This window comes from Calditrichota bacterium, assembly GCA_013112635.1.
Taxonomy (GTDB): domain Bacteria; phylum Calditrichota; class Calditrichia; order Calditrichales; family J004; genus JABFGF01.
Genome location: JABFGF010000005.1, coordinates 232,227 through 256,776, shown reverse-complemented (window position 1 = coordinate 256,776; position 24,550 = coordinate 232,227). Strand labels below are relative to the sequence as shown.

Here is a 24,550-nt window from a genome sequence, read left to right as displayed (position 1 = left end):
GTATCGAAATGAAAAAAGTAGTAGTAATTTTATTTGTCATGTTTTTAATCTCCGCCTGCGGTGAAGGTGTGGTTGAGGTTGAAAACAAGAGTTATCAGCCAAAAATAAGTATAGATGGATTTTTACATCCAGGTAAAAAAGTTGAACGGATCCATATATTTAGAAACTTTAAGCTTGGTGAAAATATTACAGCAGACAAGATATTCTTTGATCCTGCAAAAACAATCGTCAAAATTATTGATGAGGAAAGTGGAACGCCATACACGCTTACACTAAATCAAAACCCGGATACAACTGATTTAGAAGACTATTATTATGAATATAATGGAAATGATTTGGTAATTGATTATGGAAAAAGCTATACGCTGGATGTAACCACAGAAGCGGATGGCAAACAATTGTCAACCACCTCCACCACAACTATACCAAATGCCGGTTTCCATATTGCTGGTATAAATACAACCAGTATGCAATTTGCCCAGCAAGAGCCAGGTGGTGATTTTGCCACTTTCCAAATAGAAATTGAACGGGCGCCCGGCACTAACTTTTATGTTGCGGCCACAAGACCATTGGATATGAGGTTTGAAAACTTTATTACAAACCATCTTTTTGGAGAATTGACGCGTGAAGATTTTGACGAAGATCTTGATGATTATGATTCTGCAGAAGATTGGATTCAAAATACACCACTTACCTCCGGAACAAGCACACTAAACATTTTTATGTTCGATCTGTTCTTTTATTCGGAATACCGTGTAATTGTTTTTGCAGCGGATGATAATTATCGCGAATACCTGCAAACTTTTAACAGCACACAAGAACCCGATGGCAACTTCCATGCAGCACGATTTAATTTTGAAGGCGATGGCATTGGAGTTTTTGGATCTGTAGTAACAGATACCATTTATTTTGAAGTAACGCGTTAATTTTATTGAACAAAAAAAAATAGTTTTACAGTTCTTAATAAGTGTATAGCCGGGAAATAGAAATTGATTCCGGCTTTGCACATCTTTTTGTACCTCTCCCTTCTCTTATAATTCCATAAAAACATTATCCGCTTAAAACTATCCCTTTTTTTTGAGAATATAGACTATCATAACGGGGCCACCATTATCCTTAAGAAAATAAAAATTTAGGCCCATGAAATTCTTCATTCCATTAATTATCAGGGATTTCGTTTTCTAAACATCGACTGAGCCGCTTTGAAAATAATATTGAATTTAGTCTGTTAGTCATGTTTGGCCATGCGCGAAATTCTTATAGATATAAAAGAAATAAATGATTTTATATGTACGCAACCCGGACGGTAAAAGGACGTTTCTCAAATCACCTTTAACGTTACAATTTTTTGCAAACTCTTTGTCTTCCAAAGTGAATTAATTAATCCTTAGCCTTAAACCAATAACAGGCACGATACTTTGTGTACCATGATCGATGTTATCCAATAATTTTTTTCCATCACGCTTAAGATAATAACGCCCACGATATTCTATCTTCAACGAAGCATCAATATTATCGGATAGCGGAATAAAACCACCAACGTTAACCATCCATGCCACTTTAGGATTTAAAGTAAAACTACCCTTTGTTTCTCCGGAGGAATTTGGGATATCTCTTCTTCCATTATCTTTACGTATTCCAAATGCAGCATATCCCAATTCCAAAGTGAGTTGTTTCCAATAAGCGTGGATTACCGGGCCTATCCACAATTCAGAATATGTGCCACCAACCTTGTCTTTAATTGTTGTTTTACCACTATCATCAAAACCATTAAACTTTGCCAAATCTCTCTGTCCTCTATCAGCCCTAAAAAATAAACCAGTAGCGAACCATTTATTCCATTTATAAGAACCAATAACATTAATTCCCAGCTCAAATATGTTTGCAAGCCTTTCTCCCCTGGGATCTCCGACTTCGGCTTTGATCTGCGCCTGGTAATGATTGAATGTTAAACCAGAATCAATTAACCACTCAGGCTCATTTTGTGAAAATGCTAAACCGGATAATAAAAATAAAACGACAAAACTGTAAGGCTTGATCATATCACCTCCAAAGAAAATATTTTCTAATAAATAACAATCCCGAAAATCTACAAATACTATGTTTAACTGAATTAAAAAACAAACGTATGTATATTTTTTTTGCGCTTATAATTTTAATAGTTTTTGCCAAATTGATTTAATACCTCCTTTTTCCGTATAATCAAGCCCATCACAACGACCAAAAAAAATACCTTTATAAATGCAACCAACCGATCTGTTTGACAGCTATGCCAAAGATTATCAAAATAATTTTATAAAAAATCCATTGGCCGAGTATCAGCGAAGCATCGTTCATGAAATTATAAGGCCGTGTCTTTCACCGCAAAAAAAAGTGTTGGATGTTGGTTGCGGCCCAGGTGCTGACTTTGATTTTTACAAATCATTGAGTCTGAACATCGACGCCATCGATATCTCACGTGAGATGGTAAAAGCAGCACGACAACAAGCTAAACGCCTGGGCTTGAATGTGCGAATTGCACGCTCTGCAATTGTGGATTTTGTGCCTGATATTAAATACGATATTGTTATTATGAATTTTGGTGTTGTTAATGCAATCGATAACCTTGAAGAATCTTTAAAAACACTATCAAGAATAATGGCAAAAGACGGACTTTTATTTATTGTTTCCATGCCGCCTGTACATATTTTTTCATTTAAAGCAGACTTCCTGTTTTTTCGATTTTTCAAGCTATATAATCGGCTTTTCCAACATAAAGCTATTACACAAGAAGGTTTTATTTTTAAATATTACACATTCAGGGATTTTAAAAACTACTTTAGATTAGAACAACGAAATAATTTATGCAGCATCCTCCCTTCTCCACAGCAATTTGCAAACTCATCCTTTGCCCAGAAATGGACAAAACTATTTATCAAACTCGATAAAAAATTGTGCGGAGTGATTCCTTCATTTTTTGGCGCAGACCATATTGTTTACAAAATGAGTGTCAAATCACTGGAAAATAATAACTGATTTGCTAATACACGGAAGATAGTTGTCCTTATATCTCAATATAAAAGCCATTTTTATTTCTGGTATAAAGCGGGAGAAACTCCGGTATATTTTTTAAACTGTTTGTAAAAATTTGCCATATTAAAAAACCCACAGTTAAAAGCAATTTGGCTTATGGTCAGATTTTTATCCAAAAGTAATCGGCAAGCTTGGTTTACACGCGTTTCATTTAAAAATTGAATAAACGTTTTTTGGGTATTTTCTTTAAAAAAGCGGCAAAATGCAGATTGCTCCATGTTGGCAATTTCAGCTGCATCTTTGATCGAAATTTTTTGATTATAAAATGAACGTACATAATGATGGACTGCATTAATCCGTTTGTCTAAATCTTTGCGTTTTGGTTTAAAATCCGGCTCGTTTAACAGATTTATATTTTTTTCTTTTGACAAACAATCAAGCAGCTTTATTAAAGAGATTAATCTTTTAATACCCTTTTCTGCGATCAGATCATCCAAAATCTCGAGAAAGTTTCTTGCTATTATCTCAGGAAAACTTATCCCATAACGGGCATTCTCAAATAAATCTGCAACCAAATTGAATTCAGGCTTTTCAATAAACGATGCAAGCAGATCAGACGGGAATTGCAGCACAACTGCTTCAGTTTCTGTAACTGGCTGATCATTATTAATCCAGACGTGAGCCAGGTCAGGACCAATAAATACCAGATCCCCATTTTTAAATTTTTGAATTGATTCTCCAATATACCTGATGCCCTCTCCTTTAACGATATAAACAAGTTCATATTCAGGGTGAAAATGAAATGGCATCTCCAATTTGGGGACAGAAAACTTCACAGCCTTAAAAGAACTTTGAACTGGATATATTATTTTTTCTTGCTTTAGTTTCAAAATTATCACTCCAAAACCACTCAGGTAATATTTTTTATGATTGCAATATAATATATTGATATTTAATCAAATCCTGCAAAGAAAGTATAATATATTGCAATAATTGGCTAACAAATCCCTGATAAAAAGAAATATATTTTAAAAGACCCGGAGATATAATGAACCCTGTTATTTACAAAAGAAAAAACTTTGAACCTGATTTTAGTGAACTTTTAAAAGTACTAAAAGGTGAAAAACCAAAACGCCCTGTATTATTTGAGTTTGCTTTAAATGATCGAATCGTTGAAAAATTATCTGGTGAACCCAATCAGGAATCACCAAACAGAATGGCTCCCTTTCAACGTTTGATTAGTGCTTTTATTAATGCCGGATATGACCATACTACCATTTCTGCCTGGCGAACAAACACTTTAAGTTTCCCTAAAAACGAGATTGCAAAGAAAAAGAGTCACTCTCTCAACTCAGGAAATATGATCACAGACCAGGAAAGTTTTGAAAAATATCCCTGGCCGGATCCTGAAGTTGGTGATTATAATCTTTATTATGATTTGCGCAGTGAACTTCCGGATGGGATGAAACTAATTGCCAGCGGAAATGGTGGTATTCTGGAAAATGTTATCGATTTAGTTGGTTTTGAAAACTTATGTTTAATGTACATGATGGATGAAAAACTAACCACCGAAATCTTTGATGCTGTTGGGTCCAGGTTACTGCGTTTTTATGAGCTGGTTGCCCCTATAGAAACAGTCGGCGCATGTATTGTAAATGATGATTGGGGCTTTAAAAACCAAACCATGTTTTCTCCGGATATGCTTAGACGTTGGGTATTTCCCTGGCATAAAAAAATTGTCCGTGCAATTCACAAAGCGGGCAAACCGGCAATTCTGCATTCCTGCGGGCAGCTAAAAGATGTGATGGACGATGTAATTGATGATATGGGTTTTAATGCCAAGCATTCTTTTGAGGACCAAATTACCCCGGTTGAAAGCGCTTTTGATTTGTGGAGTAAACGTATTGCAATTCTTGGTGGGATTGATATGGATTTTCTGGCGCGGAGTACTCCTGAACAAATAATTAAACGCTCGAGTACGATGCTGAAAAAAGGATTAACTGAAGGCGGATATACGCTAGGCTCCGGAAACAGTATCCCGGAATATATCCCTGATGAAAATTACCTTGCCATGATTTCTACCGTAAACACGATTTGATTTTATTTATTTTAAAAGGATAATAAATGGACAATTTATTAAAAAAATTAGCACAAGTTGTTGAGGTTGGCAAAATAGACAAAAACACCCCTTTTCCACCGGAATTAAAAGGTGAAGACGGCGCATCCGAACTGACCCTTAAAGCAATCGAACAAAAGATTGATCCACAGCTTATCCTAAATAATGGCCTTATGCCCGGCATGAAAAAAATTGGTGAAAGGTTTGCCAAAGGCGAAGTTTTTATACCGAACATGCTGATTGCCGCCCGTGCCATGAATGAAGCCATGGAGCATTTACGACCACATTTCTTAGCTGGTAATATAAAACCAAAAGGGACACTGGTTCTTGGCACAGTTCAGGGCGACTTGCATGATATAGGCAAAAATCTTGTAAAAATGATTATGAAAGGCGATGGATGGGATGTTGTTGACCTCGGAACAGATGTTTCCAGTGCAAAATTTGTTCAGGCAGTTGAGGAAAATCCGAATTGCATTATTGGGCTAAGCGCATTGCTAACTACAACCATGCTCAACATGGAAGAGGTGGTAAAGGCTGTTAAAGAGAAAAATGCAAAGACCAAAGTTTTTATTGGCGGGGCACCTGTCTCACAAAACTTTGCCAACAAAATTGGTGCCGATTCGTTCTTCCCCGATCCGCATAGTTTAGCCGTATATTTTAATTAATGGCAATTTTACAATTATCAACCTGGAAAAATTTATGATTCAACTAAATGGTATCACCATTACTGAGGCGAAAGAAATTTTAAAAAGCCAGACCCCGAAAGAAGTTTTAACTTTTTACAATGAGCCATATAATATTACAGAAGAACAGATTGAATTCTATAATCAAAATGGGTTCATAATCCTAAAAGATGTACTTATTGGCCCTGCTCTGGAGTTTGCCAAAACTGTAATGGAAGCGGCTGTATTGATTCGCAAAAAAGAAGATGAAAGATCACTTTCAGAAAAAAGCCCTTATGAACAATCATTTCTTCAATGTGGTTTTTTGGCTTTCGATTTTCAACCTGTCAAAGACTATGTTTTTGGAAAAAGGTTTGCCGGGATTGCCAGAGATTTAATGCGGGTAGATGGAATACGATTATGGCATGACCAGGCACTTTTTAAAGAAGCCGGAGGAAGGGCAACTCCTGTTCACCAGGACAGTAGCTACTGGCCTTTATCAAACCCCGAATTAAGCACCACAATTTGGCTCTCTCTGGATAATGCCCCAAAAGAAAAAGGTTGCCTCTATTTTTATCCTAAATCGCACCTGGCAAAAAAAGAATATGTTGATATTTTCAAAAATCCGCATCAGCCTAAACAGTTGCAGGATTTTAAAAAAGTATATGCACCGCTTAATGCTGGTGATGCAAGCTATCATTCTGGTCTTACTTTCCACGGGACGGAAGAAAATACAACGGGCGATCTCAGGGAAGGCATGACCATGATTTACATTCATGATGGTAATAGGTTTGACGGCTCTGATAGAAGGAATGCAACCCACAAATCCTGTGAAGGGTTAAAAAATGGAGAAAAGATTGATACAAAATATACACCAAAACTCATTTAAACTGGTTCTGTGAAATGAAAAAATTTACATCCCTCCAAATAGCAAATCCTGATGATTTAATTTTCGGTAATTCCCCTAAACCGGTTAAATGCGGCAATGATTTAACTATTGGCGACGGAATGGTCTATCCCGAAATAAACTTCACTTTGCCCACAATGTTAATTAATGATTCGACGTGGCAAGAGGTATTAAACCATTATGATGATATTTGTAAAAATATTTTAAACCGATCAAAAAAACTGCATATCCCGGGGTTGGTGATAGAGTTTGAACAGCTGCCTCCTATGACCATGAAACCAGAATGGGGAGCAGAAATAACCGCACTTATAAAAAAACATCTTGCTGATTTTTATAAAGAATCTTCAATCCCTACAGCACTCAGGGTAACTGTGGTTGATTTGCGTGATGCTGACCATCCACCTTTGCTGAGAACCGGAGAAAGCTGGGAAACTACACGGCAAGCATTTGTTTTGGCAGCCCAAGCCGGAGCGGATATTTTATCCATTGAATCTGTTGGTGGAAAAGAAGTACATGACCAGGCTTTGATGTATGGTGATCTTGCCGGTATTGTTAGCTGTCTTGGCATTCTTTCCCATCGGGATGTTGGCTGGCTTTGGGATGAAATCAGTTCAATTTGCAATGAATATAATGTAGTACCCGGTGGCGATACAGCTTGTGGATTTTCCAACACTGCAATGCAGTTGGCGGGACAAGGAATGCTGCCCTCGGTTTTGGCCGCGTTGGACCGTGCTGCATCGGCACCAAGAAGTTTGGCAGCTTTTGAACATGGCGCTATTGGCCCCTCCAAAGATTGCGCTTATGAGGGCCCAATAATTAAAGCAATAACCGGTTTCCCAATTTCCATGGAAGGAAAATCTTCCTGTTGTGCTCATTTTAGCCCATTGGGAAATATTGCCGGAGCAGTTGCAGATTTATGGAGTAATGAATCAGTACAAAATATACAGTTATTAAGCGGAAGTGCGCCTGAGGCTTTCTTAGAATTGTTGGCCTATGACTGTCGGCTTTTTAATACCGCATCTTCTAAAGCGCTTGTTTATCGTGATTTGATGGTTGAAAGCGACATAAAACATAGCCCGGAAGCATTGATTTTAGAACCGGAAACCGTTATAAAAATTGCCAGTGAAATAATCAAACATGAAAGTGGTTTTGAAAAAACTAAAGCAGCCGTACAATGTGCCAGTCAAGCAATTTTAGAAGCAGTTGATTCAAAAAGAATTGTTTTAAACAAAACAGAAAGCGACTGGCTTACAACCCTTCGCTACTCTATGAACCTTATCCCTGGTAATGCGCAGGCTGGATTGGAATTTTTAGAAAATAATTATGGGTCGTTTTTTAACAGGGCTGCCTATGGATTATAACAATAAAGAAAATACCTTTGCCCAAAAATTGGATGTTCCGTTTAACGAGCTGGAGATAAAAACAAATGCAGTTCTCAGTGCAATGGGCTATAATCCGGCAAACATGCAAAATGTCCCGACAATACTAATTGAAGAAATCAACACACTGTTTAAAACGCTTGAAGAACATCTTAAAATTAAAGCAGGCTATAAATTATTTTCAGCATCAGAAGTGGAAATTGGTAAAACTGAAATCCATATAAAAAAGAGTATTTTTAAGAGTGGCAAAATAATTAACGGCCAAATAAAGCATGCGGAGTCGCTTCTTCTTTTCGTCTGTACACTTGGAAAAGAGTACGATGCCTGTATTGAAAAAATTAAATCAGAAAATGATATGTTTACAGTTTATGTTGCAGATACCATCGGTTCAGAACTTGTTGAGCTGGCCATTGACTGGATGGAGCAAAATATTTGCGGTATGCTGGAAGGTTTGAATTATAAGCACAGTAACCGGTTTAGCCCCGGATATTGTGGATGGCCTTTAAAAGATCAACACACACTTTTCTCATTTCTGCCTCAAAATTTTTGTGGTATTAACCTTCATGAATCTGCTCTTATGAGCCCAATAAAATCTGTAAGTGGCATTTACGGTTTAGGCAAATCGATAAAGAAAAAAGCCTATCAATGTTCTATTTGCGACAAAACTGATTGTTACAAAAGAAATCACCAAGGAGTTTAAAAATTCCCTACATAAATAAACTCTATTATTTTTGCGTCAGAATACCTTAAAAGCTACTTTTGGCCTAAAAAATTATAAAAGCCTGAATGAGCAAAATTCTATTTTTTAATCCCAGAAGTGCAAATCATAGCCACCGCATTCCAAATTCTATTTTGCAGATTGCTGCATCGATTGAAGGCAAGTTTGATTATGCTATCGTTGATGGTAACCTGGAAAACGATCCATGGAAAAAGATTCAGAAGTATTTGGCGTCCGGCAACTTCAAATATTTTGGCTGCACGGTTATGCCCGGACCTCAGCTGAAACAAGCAATCCCATTTTCCAAAAAAATTCGAGATCTTTTTCCTTCAATTAAAATTATTTGGGGGGGATATTTTCCTGCAAACCAACCTGATGCAGTGCTTTACTCCGGCTTTGTCGATTTTATTATTAACGGCCCCGGTGACACTGCTTTTCCTGAGCTTTTGAGTGCGATTGAAGACGGACTTGAAATTGGCAAAATCCCAAACCTGATTTATAAATCCGAAAACAAAATAATCAGAACTGCCAAGGCTGCCCTGCCCCAGATGGATGATCTCCCTTCCCTGCCATATGAAAAATTAAACCATTTTTACCCGATGGAAAAATATCTTGGTAAAACATTTCTTGGTAAAAAGACAATTGCCTATCATTCCAGTTTTGGATGCCCGTTCACCTGTTCGTTTTGTGCCGTTGTACCAATCTACAATGCACGCTGGCAAGGGAAATCGGCAAAAAACATTTTTAAGGATATAAAATATTTAAAAAACGAATATGGCGCAGATGCAATCGAATTTCATGATAATAATTTCTTTGTTTCCGAAGAGCGTGCGGTAGAATTTGCCCAACTAATAAAAAATGAAAATATGCATTGGTGGGGTGAAGCCCGAATCGATACCATGGATAAATATTCTGATGAATCTTTAAAAATTATTTCAGAAGCAGGTTGTAGGATGATCTTTTTTGGGGCGGAAAGCGGCAATGATGAAGTTTTGAAGCAAATGAACAAAGGGGGAAAGCAAACAGCAAACCAGATAATAAAATTTGCTGCACGCCTGAAGAAGTTTAATATTATACCCGAGTACTCTTTTGTGTTAGGCCTTCCGGCAGAAAATGAACAAAAAGTCTGGCAACAAATTAAAGCCGATGTGTCATTTATAAAAAATGTTAAAAAAGCTAACCCAAACACAGAGATAATAATTTATTTATATAGTCCGGTACCAAATGAAAATTCTGAGTTATTTAAAGAAGTCCAATCCGCTGGATTTGAGTTTCCAAACAGTTTGGAAGACTGGATAAACCCACATTGGGAAAACTTTGATTTACGCAAAAATCCATTAACACCCTGGCTAAAACCATATATGATTGATTACATCCAAAACTTTGAGGCCGTATTAAATGCCTATTCGCCAACGGTATCCGATTTTAGGTTAACCTCTTCAAAGCGTAAATTACTTAAGTTAATTTCCTTCTTGCGCTATAAAGCAAACATCTATAAAATGCCTTACGAAATAAAACTCCTTTTTAGATTGTGGAAATACCGTCAACCAGAGATAGAAGGCTTTTATGCGAAGTAAGCGACACCGGCTCAGAGTATTAATACGCAAGCTTATATCACCTATTCTTAAATGGCTGTATATCAAATATACAAGCAAACAACGCAGCTACACTTATAAGGATATGAGTATAGAAATTTTTCCTGGTGTATTTCCCCCACGTTTTTTTCATACAACTCATTTTATTTTGGAGTATTTACAAAAACAGGATATTGGCAGTAAATCCTTTTTAGAGATTGGTGCAGGCAGCGGCCTTGTTTCCATTTATGCAGCAAAGCAAAAGGCTAAAGTAACCGCTACGGATATAAGTGAAATAGCCATCCAAAATGTTAAAGAAAATGCCAAGAGTTTAGATTTGAAAATTACTGTAACAAAATCAGATCTGTTTAAAAAAATACGCAAAAAGAAATTTGAATGGATTGTAATCAACCCCCCATTTTATCCAAATAACCCAAAGAATGATCCTGAACATGCCTGGTACTGTGGTGAAAATTATGAATACTTTCATAATCTTTTTGAGCAGATTGGGAATTATATGAATGAGAAAAGTCATATCATTATGGTTTTAACAGATACAGCACCTATAAAACAGATTATTTATATAGCAGGCAAAAACGATTTTATTATGGGTGTTGAAAGAATAAAAAAACATCTTTTGGAACGCAGTTTTATATTCACCATAAAAAAAGCTTTACAGTCTGAAAACCTTCCAAAATAAAATAGACAAGGACCCGGCACTAAAATTATTGTTAGCATTAAATATTTTAGTTAAATTAGTTTTTCATTATTTAAAATAAACTGTTACCCAAAATAAATTATAAGAGAATAATAATGAGTAATCTTAAAAAAGTATTAATTCCAGTAGTCCTGCTTTTTGTGATTTATGCCGTTTATATACTAAAACCTACCAAAGCTATCGGATCGTTTGATAAAGTTCGAGCGGGTGGGGAAATCAATCAAAACATTAATGTGCTTGTAAATCAAAGCAAAGGATTTGACAGGGATGCAAATGGCATGATTTTAGCCTTTTACGCCAATGATATAAAAAATCAGGAAGCGATTGTAAGCCTTAAAGAACCAGGCCCTGCTGAAATTGCTACTGCCAGGGTTGTTGAAATACTCGGGCATATGCATGGTGACACATATATAGCCACAAGAGTTACTGTTGTAGAATAAACCTGCCTTATTATTCCGTTCCCGAACAATGTTTGGGAACGGTAAACAAAACAAATTTCTTTTTTAATCATATTATTTGTCTCTTCAAGACCTCAATTTCTAAACGATTTTTCTCTTTCTAAACCCTTCCGAAAAAAGTTTATCTTTTTTTGAAAAAAGCTCCTGCAAAGCACTAAAATTAAATTTGATCATCCAATTCTTATTATTATATTTGGGGCTGTAAATCTTAGAGGGAGATTTCTTTTTATCTAAGATTAAGACAAAAAAATCCGATACTTTAGGTTTAATACGATTACAAGGTAATACATGTTAATTATAACTGCCCTTGCTGCCCTAGGCGGGCTAACTCTTATTTTAGCAGCAATGCTTATTATTGCCAATAAAAAGCTTCATGTAGAAGAAGACCCAAGAATTGACATCGTTGAGGATTTACTACCTCACGCAAATTGTGGAGCCTGCGGATTTCCGGGATGCCGTCCATTTGCCGAATCAGTTGTTTTAGGGGAATCTCTCCCCGGAAAATGTACAGTAAGCTCTGAAGAAGGCCGGATAGATATTGCTAATTTTCTTGGCGTAGATGTCGGATCAGAAGAAAAGCAAGTAGCAAGATTGGCTTGTGCGGGTGGAGTAAATGTTGCCCGTAATCGGGCTAATTACACAGGATTGCAAACCTGCCAGGGAGCATCACTTGTTTCCGGTGGTGGCAAAGATTGTTTTTGGGGTTGCCTCGGGATTGGAGATTGTGAAGTTGTCTGTGATTTTGATGCAATTACAATGAACCCATTTTCACTTCCTGTGGTCAATGAAGATAAATGCACAGCCTGTGGTGATTGTGTAGAAGTGTGTCCAAAAGATCTCTTTTCTATCCAACCTGTCAGCAACCGGCTTTGGGTTGCCTGCAAAAACCTTGATGAAGGTGATGATATTCTTGAAGCCTGCCAGGTGGGTTGTACAGCTTGTGCACGTTGTGCTATGGATGCACCCGGTGATTTAATCACTATGAAAAATAATTTACCCGTTGTTGATTATAACCAGAACCATAAAACTCAAGTTCCTATCCAACGCTGCCCAACCGGAGCTATTGTTTGGTTGGATGAGAAAAAGGGTGTAGTAAAAGGAGAGAAAAGTAAAAAAGTTATCCGTAAAGGTGAACGAAGGGTTGGCACAACATAAATAAGTGTTAAACAAATTGTCATCCAATGAAACGGAGCTTCACATTGTTTCAGTACTGAATGACAAAAAAAAATTAAAACCATATAAGAGTAAAAAATCTTAAAACAAAGGAGCCATCATGGCTAAAGAGACTAAAAAATTCAAATACACAGGCACACGTGTTGCGATGGATGGAAATACCGCAGCAATTATGTGCGAAAGGGAATCAACCGATGCAGCAGGTGCTTACCCAATTACACCATCCACACAAATGGGTGAATATTGGGCAGAAGAAGCTGCTAAAGGCCATTTAAACATTTCAGGTCGTCCATTGATTTTTATTGAACCTGAAGGCGAACATGCAGCAGCAGCTGTAACAGCCGGTCTTTCAATGACAGGTTTACGAGCGGCAAACTTTTCATCCGGTCAGGGTATTGCTTATATGCATGAATCACTTTATGCAGCAGTTGGAAAACGTTTGACCTACGTGCTTAACATTGGTGCACGGGCCATGACAAAATCAACTTTGAACGTGCATGCCGGACATGATGACTACCATGCTGTTGATGATACTGGTTTTTTTCAACTCTTTGCTAAAAATGCCCAGCATGTGGCAGATATGAATATTATCTCGCATCGTATAGCTGAATTGGCATTAACACCCGGTATTATTGCCCAAGATGGTTTTTTAACAACTCACCTGATTGAATCACTGCTTATCCCAGAACGTGAACTTATAAGTGAATACCTTGGCAAACCCGATGATTTAATTGAAACACCGACTGCTGCTCAAAAAATTATTTATGGCGACACACGCCGTCGTATTCCTGAACTTTGGGATGTTGATAATCCTGTAATGGCGGGTATTGTACAGAACCAGGATTCTTACATGCAAAGTGTTGCAGCACAGCGCCCTTTCTTTTTTGATCATATCCAAGAGCTTACAGACCAGGCTTTTGAAGAATTTTATAAATTGACCGGACGCCGTTATGAGCGTGTTATGAGTTACAAAGCTGATGACGCAGATTACCTGATTGTTGGTCAGGGCAGCGTTATCCCAAGTGCTGAAGTTGTTGTTGATTATTTACGCGAAACCCGCGGATTAAAAATTGGTGTTATCGATCTTGTAATGTTCCGTCCTTTCCCTGGTGATCTTCTCAGTAAATTTTTAAAAGGCAGAAAAGGTGTTGCGGTTCTTGAACGTCTTGATCAACCATTGGCTGTTGATTTACCTATTATGCGTGAAATCAGGGCTACATTGACAAAATGTGTTGAAAACGGTGCTGCTAAAAAAGGCAAAGTTTATCCTGAATTAGAAAGTTATAAACAATCTGACGTACCTGCTTTATATTCCGGATCTTTTGGAATGGGTAGCCGTGACTTGCAGCCCGAAGGAATTATAGGGGCTATTGAAAATATGCTTCCCGATGGCAAACAGAAAAAACTGTTTTATCTTTCGATTGACTTTATCCGCGAAACTGCACACACACCTAAACAGCAAATTTACCAGGAAACAATCGAAGACGCATATCCCAATGTTAAAGAACTTGCTATCCATGGATCTGAAAATCCAAACCTGATGCCTGATGGCGCGATTACTGTCCGCTTTCACTCTGTTGGTGGTTGGGGTGCAATTACAACCGGTAAGAACCTTGCAATGACTTTGTTTGAGCTTTTAGGATATAATATTAAAGCCAATCCGAAATACGGTTCTGAGAAAAAAGGCCAACCAACAACTTATTATCTTGCTGCAGCGCCTGAACCTATCCGCATTAACTGTGAATATTTTTATGTGGACGTTGTGCTTTCACCGGATCCAAATGTTTTTGGCCATACAAATGCCCTGGCCGGTTTAAAAGATGAAGGTTATTTCATAATCCAGAGCGATGGTGAATCTGCCGAGGAGGTTTGGGCAAGTATTCCAAAACACTATCAAAAAACAATCATCGATCGTAAAATTCATGTGTACTATATAGATGGATTTAAAATTGCCCGTGAAGAAGCGACTGATCCTGAACTACAATTAAGGATGCAGGGTATTGCCTTCCAGGGTGCTTTCTTTGCAGCATCACCTGTTATGAAACAAACCGGATTGACAGATGAAAAACTATTAAAAGCAATTGAAGACCAGTTGCAATACAAATTTGGTGCAAAAGGTCAGCGTGTAGTTGATGATAACATGCGTGTTGTAAAACGTGGTTTTGATGAAATCAATGAAATTACAAATAAAGTCCTTGGTGCCGGACATTCCAAAGAAGATGTTGTTGCTTCCGGACCTGCTTTACCAATGATGATGAAGGACATTCCTGTAAGCGAATCTAAAACAACAGACATCCACAGGTTCTGGGAACAGACAGGTAATTTCTACTTACGCGGTTTAGGAAATGATAACCTTACCGATCCGTTTATTGGGTTAAGTGTAATGCCTGCTGTCACTTCTCTTTTCCGCGATATGACCGGAATCCGTTTTGAACATCCTGAATGGATCGCCAATAATTGTACAGCTTGCGGAAATTGTTACACTGTTTGTCCGGATACAGCGATCCCCGGTTTAGTGAGTGACGTTTCCGGCGTGTTAGATACAATCGTAACAAGAGTAAAGAAAAATCACGGTAAGGTAGACTTATTGCCTAAAGCTGTTCGCCAGTTGGAAGGAAAATTACGAACTCTTCTAAATGGTGCAAAAAATGGTGCTACAGTCAGCGATCATATCAGCAAAGCAATTGATCTGACAATTAAGGACAGTAAAGATGCTACAGCCTTAACAAAAGAATTTAAATGGTTCCGCGAAGAGCTGGGCGACTTCCAGTTTGCTTTAACCCGCCCTTACTACGATCTACATGAAAAGAAAGCTCCAAATAGCGGTGGACTTTTTAGTATTACGGTAAACCCATATACATGTAAAGGTTGTATGGAATGTGTTCAGGTATGTGATGATGATGCCTTAAGGCCGATAACTCAAACCGACGGTACTATAAAACAATTGCGCAATGAGTGGGATTTGTGGATGGATCTGCCAAACACACCTGCAAAATACAACCGTGTAGATGATCTTGAAGAAAAAATTGGCGCACTTGAAACAATCCTGCTTAATAAAGATGCTTATCTTAATTTTGCCAGTGGTGATGGAGCTTGTCTCGGATGTTCAGAAAAATCTGTTGTTCACTTATTTACAGCAACTGTAGAATCCTTGATGCAACCACGTGTTGAAAAGCATGTTGCCTATCTTGATGAACTGATTAAAAAACTGGAAAAACATATTCAGCTTAGATTGATGCAAACCATCGATATCAGTGACTCGGATACAATGGAGAAAATTGTTAGCGAAATGAAAGACAACGATTTAACCATGGCCGGGATAACAAGTAAACTGGAAACTGCACAAGGTGGCGAACCTGTTGACCAGGAATGGCTGCGTAATGTAACCCAAATGCTTGCCAAACTTAAAAAACTTAAATGGCGTTATGTAGATGGAACTACGGGTAAAGGGCGCTCCAATATGGGTATGACTAACTCTACCGGTTGTACATCTGTTTGGGGAAGTACTTATCCTTTTAACCCATATCCATTCCCATGGACAAACCATCTGTTCCAGGATTCCACATCAATTGCGATGGGTATTTTTGAAGGACACATGGCTAAAATGGCCGACGGTTTCCGTACTATCCGCATGACTGAACTTGAATTAAGCGGAAATTATGAGCCGGCTAAACATGATGAGTTTTTTACATATTTTAACTGGCACAAATTTACTGATGAAGAATTTTTACTTTGTCCGCCGGTAGTTGCCCTTGGTGGTGACGGTGCCATGTACGATATTGGTCTTCAAAATCTATCCCGTTTGATGGCATCCGGTAAACCTATCAAGTGTATTATTGTTGATACACAGGTTTATTCAAACACAGGTGGTCAGGCGTGTACATCAGGATTTATTGGCCAGGTGTCCGATATGGCACAATATGGAAAAGCCATTAAAGGTAAAGAAGAGCCCCGTAAAGAGATTGGCTTACTTGCCATGGCACACCGCAATACCTATGTGTTACAGGCAACATTGGCTAACACAAGCCACATGATTGAAGGTTTTATAGATGGCTTACAAGCTAAGCGTCCGGCCTTGTTTAACCTTTATACAACTTGTCAGCCGGAACATGGTGTTGCAGATGACCTTGGTGTTAACCAAGCAAAACTTGCAATGGAATCACGCGCATATCCTATTTTTAAATACAATCCGGATGAAGGCGTAAAAGCAGCTGATGCATTTGACCTTACCGGTAACCCTGCTATGGATGATATATGGCCAAGCTATTCCCTTAAATATATGGAAGATGGCCGTGAAAAATCCATGGAAGTTGCAATGACCTTTGCCGACTTTGCTGTAACTGAAGCTCGTTTCCGTAAACATTTCCGCAAAGCACCGCATGATACCTGGAATGATGATATGGTTCAATTGAGTGAATTCCTGGAAATGGGTGAAGATGATCGTGAAGGCAAATTTCCATTTATTTGGGCAGTTGATAAAAAACAACATTTAAGCCGTGTACTTGTAGCAAAACCAATTGTAGAATCATGCGAAGAACGTCGTGATTTCTGGATTATGCTTCGTGACCTGGCAGGTGTTGATGTAAAAGAAACTGAGACTGTTGATCTGGAAGGTAAAATCCGCAAAGAAGTTGTTGGCAAGATTACACAGGGACTTATGCAATTAGCCGGTGGTAATGGTGAAGACCTCGCCGATCTGGCACTTGATACTCCTGCTGAGTCGGGAGCATCTGAAGCTCCTGCGCAGGCAGCAGACGGAAGCGGAGATTACATGGCACCATGGCTGGATACAGAAGAATGTACTGCATGCGACGAATGCATTAAAATTAACCCAAAGATTTTTGAATACAATGGGGACAAAAAAGCATTCATCAAAGATCCAAACGCTGGCCCTTACCAGGATTTGGTAAAAGCAGCTGAAAAATGTACAGCCCAGGTTATTCATCCAGGATTGCCTGCTGATAAATCTGCAAAAGATGCGGATAAGTGGATTAAACGCGGCGAGAAATATAATTAAACAATACTTGTGTCATTCTGAGCGGAGTGAAACGTAGAGAAGAATCCAATTGAATACGGGATCCTTCACTGCCCCGATAAAGAACATTGGGATTCGCTCAGGATGACATTTAATAAAAGGTAGAATAATTCAGTTTTATGGCATTTCTTTTTTCGAAAAACAATACGTTCAAACACGGTATTCATCCGCCGGAATCAAAAGATGAAACTAATAAATTACCTATCCGGCGTTTTCCGTTTGCACCCGTGATGATAATTCCATTGGCTCAGAATATCGGGTCACCATCCGAAGCTGTTGTTCGTGAAGGCCAGGAAGTTGTACGTGGCCAGGTAATAGCAAAAGCAACGGGATTTGTTTCTGTCCCAACTCATGCACCGGCTTCCGGTACAATCCGTAAGATTGGGAATGTGCCTACTATAAGCGGAAAAATGACAACAGGAATTTATCTTGAACCATTTCCTTCAGATACTCAGGAAGTTATAGAGGGTGCGCCAATAGAGGCAGACTCCGCCACAGTTGATGAAATTATTGCCGGCATTCAGGATGCAGGGATTGTTGGTCTTGGCGGTGCAGCTTTTCCGACGCATGTAAAATTAAAAGTGCCGGAAGGCAAAAAGTGCGACACTCTTTTAATAAACGGTGTGGAATGCGAACCGTACCTGACAACCGACCATCGTGTTATGCTGGAGCAATCGGATGATATTTTTGCTGGCATCAAATACCTGCTTAAAGTTACAGGAGCAGAAAAAGCTATAATCGGAATTGAAGCAAATAAACAAGATGCTGCCGATCATTTGCAAAAAAATATTCCTCAAAATGGGCTGGATATTTCAGTTGCTGTGATTCCTGTAAAATATCCTCAAGGTGCAGAGAAAATGTTAATAACTGCCGTCCTTGGCCGCGAAGTTCCTTCAGGCGGATTGCCAATTGACATAGGCGTTGTTGCCGTAAATGTGGCCACTACTGCAGAAATAGGCCGATTATTGCCGCATGGCCGTGGCATCCAGGAACGGGTAATTACCATAACCGGTCCCGGTGTAAAGAAAAAAGGAAACTGGCAGATCCCAATTGGTACACCATTGCGCTATGTTTTAGAGCAGGTTGGAGTTGAAGATAATATCAGCCAGGTTTATATGGGCGGCCCAATGATGGGTGTAGCTGTTTCAAACCTGGATATTCCAATTGTAAAAGGAACATCCGGTGTTGTGGTTTTTACCGATGAACAAGTTAAAACACGAAAAGAAAAGATTTTTCCATGTATTAAATGCGGGGCATGTGTAGATGCCTGCCCAATATTTTTAAACCCTTCCAAATTAGGCATTCTCGCAAAGAAGGAAGGTTATGATGAGATGACTGATGAATACAATTTAATGGATTGCTTTGAGTGCGGATCATGTACTTATGTCTGCCCATCAAATATTCCATTGGTTCAATATTTCAGGTTATCCAAGTCAATTTTAAGAAAACGTAATTGATTAAAAACAACCCACTCACTAATTCCCCTCCTTGGAGGGTAAAGGGTGGGTAAAAATAGTTCTGCTTTTATCAATCACTGAAATTGAATCAAATTTTGGAATTCCCATAAAGAACAGGGATTTCGTATAGAACGCTCAACCAGGATCCATAATTAAAATGAGTTTAAACAAAACACTTAGCATTCACACTTCACCGCATATTGTAAAAGGCATCAGCACCGATGTAATTATGCGCAATGTTGTCTGGGCACTTATACCAATTTCAGCATTCTCGGTATATGCCTTCGGGATTAGCGCATTGCTTGTGCTGGTAACTGCCGTTGTCTCCAGCGTGCTGGCCGAACATTTATTTTGCAAAATCACAAATACTGAAACAACAATATCCGATTGGTCAGCCACCATTACAGGATTGCTTTTTGGCTTAACTTTGCCACCTAACTTTCCATTATGGATGGTTTTTTCCGGAGGTTTTATAGCCATTGGTTTAGGTAAATTTATATTTGGCGGGTTGGGATACAATGTTTTTAATCCTGCTCTTGTAGGACGCGCCGTTTTACAAGCAGCATTTCCTGTTGCAATCACAACGTGGTATCCGGCATTCACCGCCGACCGTTTTACAACACTGTCATCTTCAACATTTACTTTTCCATTTGCAACACCGGTTTATGATACCGTAAGCGGTGCGACACCATTATCAGCTTTTAAATTTGATAAGATCGCAGCCGACTCTATGGATTTGGTTATGGGTTTAACCAGTGGCTCAATTGGTGAAACCAGCGCCATTCTTATTCTTCTTGGAGGTCTATATCTTATTTACAGAAATATGATGAACTGGCGAATCCCGGTTTCTATGCTTGGAAGCGTTTTTATAATTAGCGGACTGCTTCACCTTTTTAATGATCAACTTTATGCATCACCCTTGTTTATGCTTTTCTCCGGTGGATTAATGCTTGGTGCCGTTTTTATGGCAACTGATATGGTAGCCTCACCCATTACACCATTAGGATGTTGGGTTTATGGAGCTATTATCGGCACACTGATAATTGTAATCCGAACCTGGGGTGGTTTACCCGAAGGCGTTATGTATGCAATTTTACTTGGCAATGCCATCTCTCCACACATTGACAATCTTATAAGACCTCGTGTTTATGGAACAGGTAAGAATAGGGGGCAGGCATGAACCAATTCGATCCAACAAAAACAGAGAAACCGGCAAGCGATTTAAAAATGTTCCGGGCAATGGTTGGCGTAGGTATTATGTGCGCATTGATGATTGTTCTAACCTACGAGTTTACATTTGATGTAATCAAACAAAATAAAAGTGAAGCATTGGAAAAAGCTGTATTTAAAGTATTACCAGGCGCGACAAAAAAGACAACCTATAAATTAGAGGATGATGAAAGTTTTACTGCTTTTAAACAAGAGCCGCAGGGTGAACAACTTGTTTATGCAGGATTTGATGACAATAATAAATTGGTTGGCATTGCTATTGAAGCAAGCGGCCAGGGCTTTCAGGATGTGTTGAGAATCCTTTACGGTTACTCTCCCGAAAAACAAACTGTAATTGGCTATTATGTTTTGGAAACAAAAGAAACACCAGGTTTAGGTGATAAAATCGAGAAGAACCAAACTTTTCTTGATAACTTTACAGCCTTAGATGTTTCTTTGAATGAGTCATTAGATGCCATCAAGAATTTTGTAGTACCTGTAAAAAGTGGTACAAAAGAAAATCCCTGGGAAGTAGACTGTATTACCGGAGCCACAATTTCATCTAAAGCGATTGGAAATATAATCAGCGAAAGCTCAAAATACTGGGTTCCTGTAATTTATAATAAAAAAGATTCGTTTGAGTAAACTAATTTGTCATGCTGAGGCACGAAGCATCCCCCAATATTGGATTCTTCGCTACGTTCAACTGCGCTCTGAATGACAAATGTATTATATAAAAAATAAAAACGTCAGTTCACTCAGCGCTTCTGCGTTGAATTGAATAACATGGATAGCAAATGGAAATGCAAACAACAAAAAAGAAAAGTGGGTTTTTTGATTCTTTGAAAGAAAGCCCATCAACTGATGAATTTATAAAAGGATTATGGCGCGAAAATCCTGTATTTGTGCAAGTACTTGGCATGTGTCCGGTTTTGGCCGTAACAAATTCTGCAGAAAATGCTTTGGCCATGGGCTTAGCAACACTTTTTGTTTTGCTGATGTCTAACTTACTTGTGTCATCATTACGGAATTTTATTCCAAAGCAAGTACGGATTGCCACCTATATTTTAATAATCGCTACTTTTGTAACTGTAGCTGATTATGTTATTATGGCCATTAGTTTGGATTTACATAAAGCACTTGGTGCGTTTATCGCGCTGATTGTAGTAAACTGCTTAATACTTGGCCGGGCAGAAGCTTTTGCATCCAAGAATACAATTGGGAAATCTTTGCTTGATGCCCTTGGAATGGGATTTGGGTTTACTTTTGCGCTGCTTTGCCTTGGTGTTGTGCGAGAGATTTTTGGCAACGGGACTATTTTTGGTTTCCCATTTTTTCCTGACAGTTTTCAGGAATGGGTGATCATGATACTTCCTGGCGGAGGCTTTTTTACTTTAGCAATTTGGTTACTTGTTTTTAATGCCGCCAAAGAACGCAAAGAAAGGCAATTAAAGAAAGCTGCGTAAAGTGGTTGTTGAAAAGATAATTATTATGTCATGCTGAGGTACGAAGCATCTCCTAAAGAATGGGATTCTTCGCTACATTTCATTACACTCTGAATGACAGTCAAAGTTTTATTTAGGATTATATTTTATGAACGATTCACTCTGGTTTATTTTTATTAACGCAAGTTTGATTAACAATTTTGTACTTGCCTATTTTCTTGGTATTTGCCCGTTTCTTGGTGTATCAGGAAAACTGGAAACGGCAACGCGTATGGGCGGTGCGGTTACTTTTGTTATGATCATTGCATCAATGTCAGCTTATGGAATCAATGCTTTGCTCATAGCTATAAATGCTCCGTTTTTACAGCTAATCTCATATATTGTTGTAATTGCGTCAACAGTTCAGCTTGTGGAAATGTTTATCAAAAAAATGAGCCCTGCCCTGTTTCGTGCGCTTGGTATTTTTCTTCCGTTAATTACAACAAACTGTGCCATTTTAGGATTGGCACTTTTCCAGACCAACAAAGGTTATGGCTTTCTGGAAAGTTTTGTTTACGCACTTGGTGCTGGAGCTGGTTTTACTTTAGCCCTGATTTTAATGGCCGGTTTGCGGGAACAGCTTGATTTAGCAGATGTTCCCAATGTAGCCAAGGGAACTGCTCTTACGCTGTTAATCGCAGGCATATTATCGCTATCCTTTATGGGGTTTGCCGGATTAGGTGGATAAGCTGGATTTAAGAAAACAAAAATTAAATGAAATTGAAAATTTTAAAATGGAGGGGAAATGGCCCGCTTACAAGATTATGATATAAAAACACAACATAAGGCGATTGTTAAAAAAACAGATCGCTTAACCCCGGAAGGAACAGAAGAAGTACGGGAGATTGTTGTTGAAATCGATCGTCCTGAATTTGAATATAAAGTTGGACAAAGTGTTGGTGTTCTCGTTGAAGGCCAGCACGAATTCGGCAACAATGTACATCACAGATTATATAGTGTTGCTGATATTCCAAGCAAAAGTAAAAAACCACAGATTAAGCTGCTTGTAAAACGCTGCTCTTATGTGGATGATTTTAGTGGCGAAATTTTTGATGGTGTTGCATCGCATTATCTTTGCAACAAAAAAGTGGGTGATGAAATTCTATTGACTGGCCCATTTGGCTTACCTTTTGACCTGCCTGAAGATAAAAACTCAGATTTATTATTAATCGGAATGGGAACCGGGATTGCACCTTTTAGGGCACTGGTTAGGCATCTTTATAAAAATGTAAAAGATTGGAAAGGCAAAGTAAGGCTATTCTATGGCGCAAGAAGCGGGTTAGAATTATTGTATATGAATGATAAAAACGACGACCTTACCAGCTACTATGACGAAGATACTTTTGAGGCATTTCAGGCTTTAAGCCCTCGTCCACATTGGGCTGATCCCATCGCATTAGATTATGCATTAGAACAGCGCACTGAAGAAATATTGCAAATGCTGGATAAATCAAATACTCATGTTTTTGTTGCCGGTCATGATAAAATCAGTGATATGTTAGATAAAGCATTTGTTACCATACTGGGCTCAAAAGAAAAGTGGCAAAACCGAAAAGCAGAATTAATTGCAGGTAAGCGTTGGGCAGAAGTGATTTATTAATTTTCCTGTAAGGCAAGAAGCTTTTTTGTCCTCTTTACAATAAGAGGGCCTTCATAAATTAAGCCGGTGTAGATTTGAATGAGATCAGCACCGGCTTTTATTTTTTCTAAGGCATCATTAGCTGATGAAATTCCTCCAACACCAATAACAGTAATAGTTGAATTTTTCTTGATATAGCGTATAACTTCATTTGATCTATCAAAAACTGGTTTTCCGCTCAAACCACCATCACCAATATTTTGAATTAACTCTGACCGGGACTTTAAGTTTTCCCTGCTTATTGTTGTGTTGGTTGCAACGATCCCATCTGTTTTTGTTTCCTTAACAATTTCAATAATATCATCAAGCTGGGCATCTGTTAAATCTGGCGCTATTTTTAACAGGATTGGTTTTCGCTTAACCTTTGTGTCATTCCTTTTCTGCAAGGAATTTAGTATATGCATCAAAGGTTTTTTTTCCTGCAATTCACGTAAACCGGGTGTATTTGGTGAACTGACATTTACCACAAAATAATCTACAAAATCATATAAAGCATCAAACCCTTTTAGATAATCATCTACAGCCTGCTCATTGGGTGTAAGTTTATTTTTGCCAATATTACCGCCTATAATAATTCCGGATTTGGACTTTTTAATATTTTCTACGGCAGTCTCTAAACCTTCGTTATTAAAACCCATCCTGTTTATAATAGCAGAATCAACCTTTAATCTAAATAATCGCGGAATTGGATTTCCTGGTTGGGCCAATGGTGTAACAGTTCCAATTTCAACAAATCCAAAACCCATTGCAGCAAACCCATCGATATGTTCAGCATTTTTATCAAAACCTGCAGCCAGGCCAATTGGATTTTGAAAATCAATCCCAAAAACAGTTTTCTTTAATTTAGATGCTGAATAATTGCAAATTGTTTTTAATACACCTTGGATTAGCGGATTTGAAATTGCCGCAAGTGTGGTTTTATGAATTTTTTCCGGGTCAGCTTTAAAAAAAAGAGGACGGATAATTTTTTTATAAATCATAAATTTATAGTGGATTTTAAGCTTTGGAG

General features: G+C 38.3%; 21 protein-coding genes. 18 read left to right on the top strand and 3 right to left on the bottom strand.

The features are described from left to right. The first annotated feature begins 8 nt into the window (after positions 1-8). Complete coding sequence (locus HND50_14655; GenBank protein NOG46480.1) at positions 9-926, top strand: DUF4249 family protein; 918 nt, start codon at positions 9-11, stop codon at positions 924-926. A gap of 450 nt (positions 927-1,376) precedes the next feature. Here the strand turns inward: HND50_14655 and HND50_14650 are convergent, their stop codons facing one another. Beyond that, a complete protein-coding gene (locus HND50_14650; GenBank protein NOG46479.1) occupies positions 1,377-2,042 on the bottom strand; it encodes a hypothetical protein in 666 nt (221 codons plus the stop codon). A gap of 199 nt (positions 2,043-2,241) precedes the next feature. Here HND50_14650 and HND50_14645 point away from each other — a divergent pair, with 199 nt between their 5' ends. Then, positions 2,242-3,015, top strand: coding sequence for a methyltransferase domain-containing protein (locus tag HND50_14645; GenBank protein ID NOG46478.1), 774 nt, complete (start codon positions 2,242-2,244; stop codon positions 3,013-3,015). Between the two features lie 53 nt (positions 3,016-3,068). Here HND50_14645 and HND50_14640 read toward each other — a convergent pair whose 3' ends face one another. Then, complete coding sequence (locus tag HND50_14640; protein ID NOG46477.1) at positions 3,069-3,902, bottom strand: helix-turn-helix domain-containing protein; 834 nt, start codon at positions 3,900-3,902, stop codon at positions 3,069-3,071. 158 nt (positions 3,903-4,060) lie between these two features. Between HND50_14640 and HND50_14635 the strand changes: the two genes are divergently transcribed. From HND50_14635 to HND50_14560, 16 genes are all read left to right on the top strand, one after another. Further along, the gene (locus tag HND50_14635) at positions 4,061-5,110 is read left to right on the top strand and encodes a hypothetical protein (protein ID NOG46476.1); all 1,050 of its coding nucleotides are present in this window, start codon (positions 4,061-4,063) and stop codon (positions 5,108-5,110) included. 26 nt (positions 5,111-5,136) lie between these two features. Then, complete coding sequence (locus HND50_14630; GenBank protein NOG46475.1) at positions 5,137-5,793, top strand: corrinoid protein; 657 nt, start codon at positions 5,137-5,139, stop codon at positions 5,791-5,793. A gap of 34 nt (positions 5,794-5,827) precedes the next feature. Further along, positions 5,828-6,679 (top strand): phytanoyl-CoA dioxygenase family protein, encoded by an 852-nt coding sequence (locus HND50_14625; GenBank protein NOG46474.1) that lies wholly within the window; start codon positions 5,828-5,830, stop codon positions 6,677-6,679. Positions 6,680-6,693: 14 nt separating this feature from the next. Then, a complete protein-coding gene (locus tag HND50_14620) occupies positions 6,694-8,058 on the top strand; it encodes a hypothetical protein (protein NOG46473.1) in 1,365 nt (454 codons plus the stop codon). Next, positions 8,021-8,776: a hypothetical protein gene (locus HND50_14615; GenBank protein NOG46472.1), complete on the top strand. Its 756-nt coding sequence runs from the start codon at positions 8,021-8,023 to the stop codon at positions 8,774-8,776. Before HND50_14620 ends, HND50_14615 begins: the two co-directional genes overlap by 38 nt. Before the next feature lie 86 nt (positions 8,777-8,862). Continuing rightward, positions 8,863-10,371 carry a B12-binding domain-containing radical SAM protein gene (locus HND50_14610; protein NOG46471.1) on the top strand — a complete coding sequence of 503 codons (1,509 nt, stop codon included), beginning with the start codon at positions 8,863-8,865 and terminating at the stop codon, positions 10,369-10,371. Continuing rightward, positions 10,361-11,068, top strand: a complete 708-nt coding sequence (locus tag HND50_14605; protein NOG46470.1) for a methyltransferase — start codon at positions 10,361-10,363, stop codon at positions 11,066-11,068. The genes HND50_14610 and HND50_14605 overlap by 11 nt, the downstream gene beginning before the upstream one ends. A 113-nt stretch (positions 11,069-11,181) precedes the next feature. Beyond that, the gene (locus HND50_14600; protein ID NOG46469.1) at positions 11,182-11,526 is read left to right on the top strand and encodes a hypothetical protein; all 345 of its coding nucleotides are present in this window, start codon (positions 11,182-11,184) and stop codon (positions 11,524-11,526) included. A gap of 306 nt (positions 11,527-11,832) precedes the next feature. Next, entirely contained in the window at positions 11,833-12,699 is an 867-nt protein-coding gene (locus HND50_14595; protein ID NOG46468.1) for an RnfABCDGE type electron transport complex subunit B, read from the top strand. A gap of 166 nt (positions 12,700-12,865) precedes the next feature. Next, positions 12,866-17,734, top strand: a complete 4,869-nt coding sequence (locus HND50_14590) for a pyruvate ferredoxin oxidoreductase (GenBank protein ID NOG46467.1) — start codon at positions 12,866-12,868, stop codon at positions 17,732-17,734. 137 nt (positions 17,735-17,871) lie between these two features. Beyond that, complete coding sequence (rsxC, locus tag HND50_14585; GenBank protein ID NOG46466.1) at positions 17,872-19,209, top strand: electron transport complex subunit RsxC; 1,338 nt, start codon at positions 17,872-17,874, stop codon at positions 19,207-19,209. Positions 19,210-19,366: 157 nt separating this feature from the next. Further along, positions 19,367-20,389, top strand: coding sequence for an RnfABCDGE type electron transport complex subunit D (locus tag HND50_14580; protein ID NOG46465.1), 1,023 nt, complete (start codon positions 19,367-19,369; stop codon positions 20,387-20,389). Beyond that, positions 20,386-21,063: an FMN-binding protein gene (locus HND50_14575; GenBank protein ID NOG46464.1), complete on the top strand. Its 678-nt coding sequence runs from the start codon at positions 20,386-20,388 to the stop codon at positions 21,061-21,063. The genes HND50_14580 and HND50_14575 overlap by 4 nt, the downstream gene beginning before the upstream one ends. A 158-nt stretch (positions 21,064-21,221) precedes the next feature. Beyond that, positions 21,222-21,884, top strand: a complete 663-nt coding sequence (locus HND50_14570; GenBank protein ID NOG46463.1) for an electron transport complex subunit E — start codon at positions 21,222-21,224, stop codon at positions 21,882-21,884. A gap of 127 nt (positions 21,885-22,011) precedes the next feature. Then, positions 22,012-22,590, top strand: coding sequence for an RnfABCDGE type electron transport complex subunit A (locus tag HND50_14565; GenBank protein ID NOG46462.1), 579 nt, complete (start codon positions 22,012-22,014; stop codon positions 22,588-22,590). A gap of 57 nt (positions 22,591-22,647) precedes the next feature. Further along, positions 22,648-23,502 carry a ferredoxin-NADP reductase gene (locus HND50_14560; GenBank protein ID NOG46461.1) on the top strand — a complete coding sequence of 285 codons (855 nt, stop codon included), beginning with the start codon at positions 22,648-22,650 and terminating at the stop codon, positions 23,500-23,502. Here HND50_14560 and HND50_14555 read toward each other — a convergent pair. Next, complete coding sequence (locus tag HND50_14555) at positions 23,499-24,518, bottom strand: quinone-dependent dihydroorotate dehydrogenase (protein NOG46460.1); 1,020 nt, start codon at positions 24,516-24,518, stop codon at positions 23,499-23,501. The two genes, HND50_14560 and HND50_14555, sit on opposite strands and share 4 nt — an antisense overlap. Between the last annotated feature and the right edge of the window lie 32 nt (positions 24,519-24,550).

Coding starts and splice junctions, on each gene's coding strand:
- HND50_14600 (NOG46469.1), top strand. CDS start 11,182: ATGAGTAATCTTAAAAAAGTATTAATTCCAGTAGTCCTGCTTTTTGTG.
- HND50_14635 (NOG46476.1), top strand. CDS start 4,061: ATGAACCCTGTTATTTACAAAAGAAAAAACTTTGAACCTGATTTTAGT.
- HND50_14565 (NOG46462.1), top strand. CDS start 22,012: ATGAACGATTCACTCTGGTTTATTTTTATTAACGCAAGTTTGATTAAC.
- HND50_14560 (NOG46461.1), top strand. CDS start 22,648: ATGGCCCGCTTACAAGATTATGATATAAAAACACAACATAAGGCGATT.
- HND50_14655 (NOG46480.1), top strand. CDS start 9: ATGAAAAAAGTAGTAGTAATTTTATTTGTCATGTTTTTAATCTCCGCC.
- HND50_14620 (NOG46473.1), top strand. CDS start 6,694: ATGAAAAAATTTACATCCCTCCAAATAGCAAATCCTGATGATTTAATT.
- HND50_14590 (NOG46467.1), top strand. CDS start 12,866: ATGGATGGAAATACCGCAGCAATTATGTGCGAAAGGGAATCAACCGAT.
- HND50_14595 (NOG46468.1), top strand. CDS start 11,833: ATGTTAATTATAACTGCCCTTGCTGCCCTAGGCGGGCTAACTCTTATT.
- HND50_14625 (NOG46474.1), top strand. CDS start 5,828: ATGATTCAACTAAATGGTATCACCATTACTGAGGCGAAAGAAATTTTA.
- HND50_14575 (NOG46464.1), top strand. CDS start 20,386: ATGAACCAATTCGATCCAACAAAAACAGAGAAACCGGCAAGCGATTTA.
- HND50_14645 (NOG46478.1), top strand. CDS start 2,242: ATGCAACCAACCGATCTGTTTGACAGCTATGCCAAAGATTATCAAAAT.
- rsxC (NOG46466.1), top strand. CDS start 17,872: ATGGCATTTCTTTTTTCGAAAAACAATACGTTCAAACACGGTATTCAT.
- HND50_14630 (NOG46475.1), top strand. CDS start 5,137: ATGGACAATTTATTAAAAAAATTAGCACAAGTTGTTGAGGTTGGCAAA.
- HND50_14615 (NOG46472.1), top strand. CDS start 8,021: ATGGGTCGTTTTTTAACAGGGCTGCCTATGGATTATAACAATAAAGAA.
- HND50_14610 (NOG46471.1), top strand. CDS start 8,863: ATGAGCAAAATTCTATTTTTTAATCCCAGAAGTGCAAATCATAGCCAC.
- HND50_14605 (NOG46470.1), top strand. CDS start 10,361: ATGCGAAGTAAGCGACACCGGCTCAGAGTATTAATACGCAAGCTTATA.
- HND50_14570 (NOG46463.1), top strand. CDS start 21,222: ATGCAAACAACAAAAAAGAAAAGTGGGTTTTTTGATTCTTTGAAAGAA.
- HND50_14580 (NOG46465.1), top strand. CDS start 19,367: ATGAGTTTAAACAAAACACTTAGCATTCACACTTCACCGCATATTGTA.
- HND50_14650 (NOG46479.1), bottom strand. CDS start 2,042: ATGATCAAGCCTTACAGTTTTGTCGTTTTATTTTTATTATCCGGTTTA.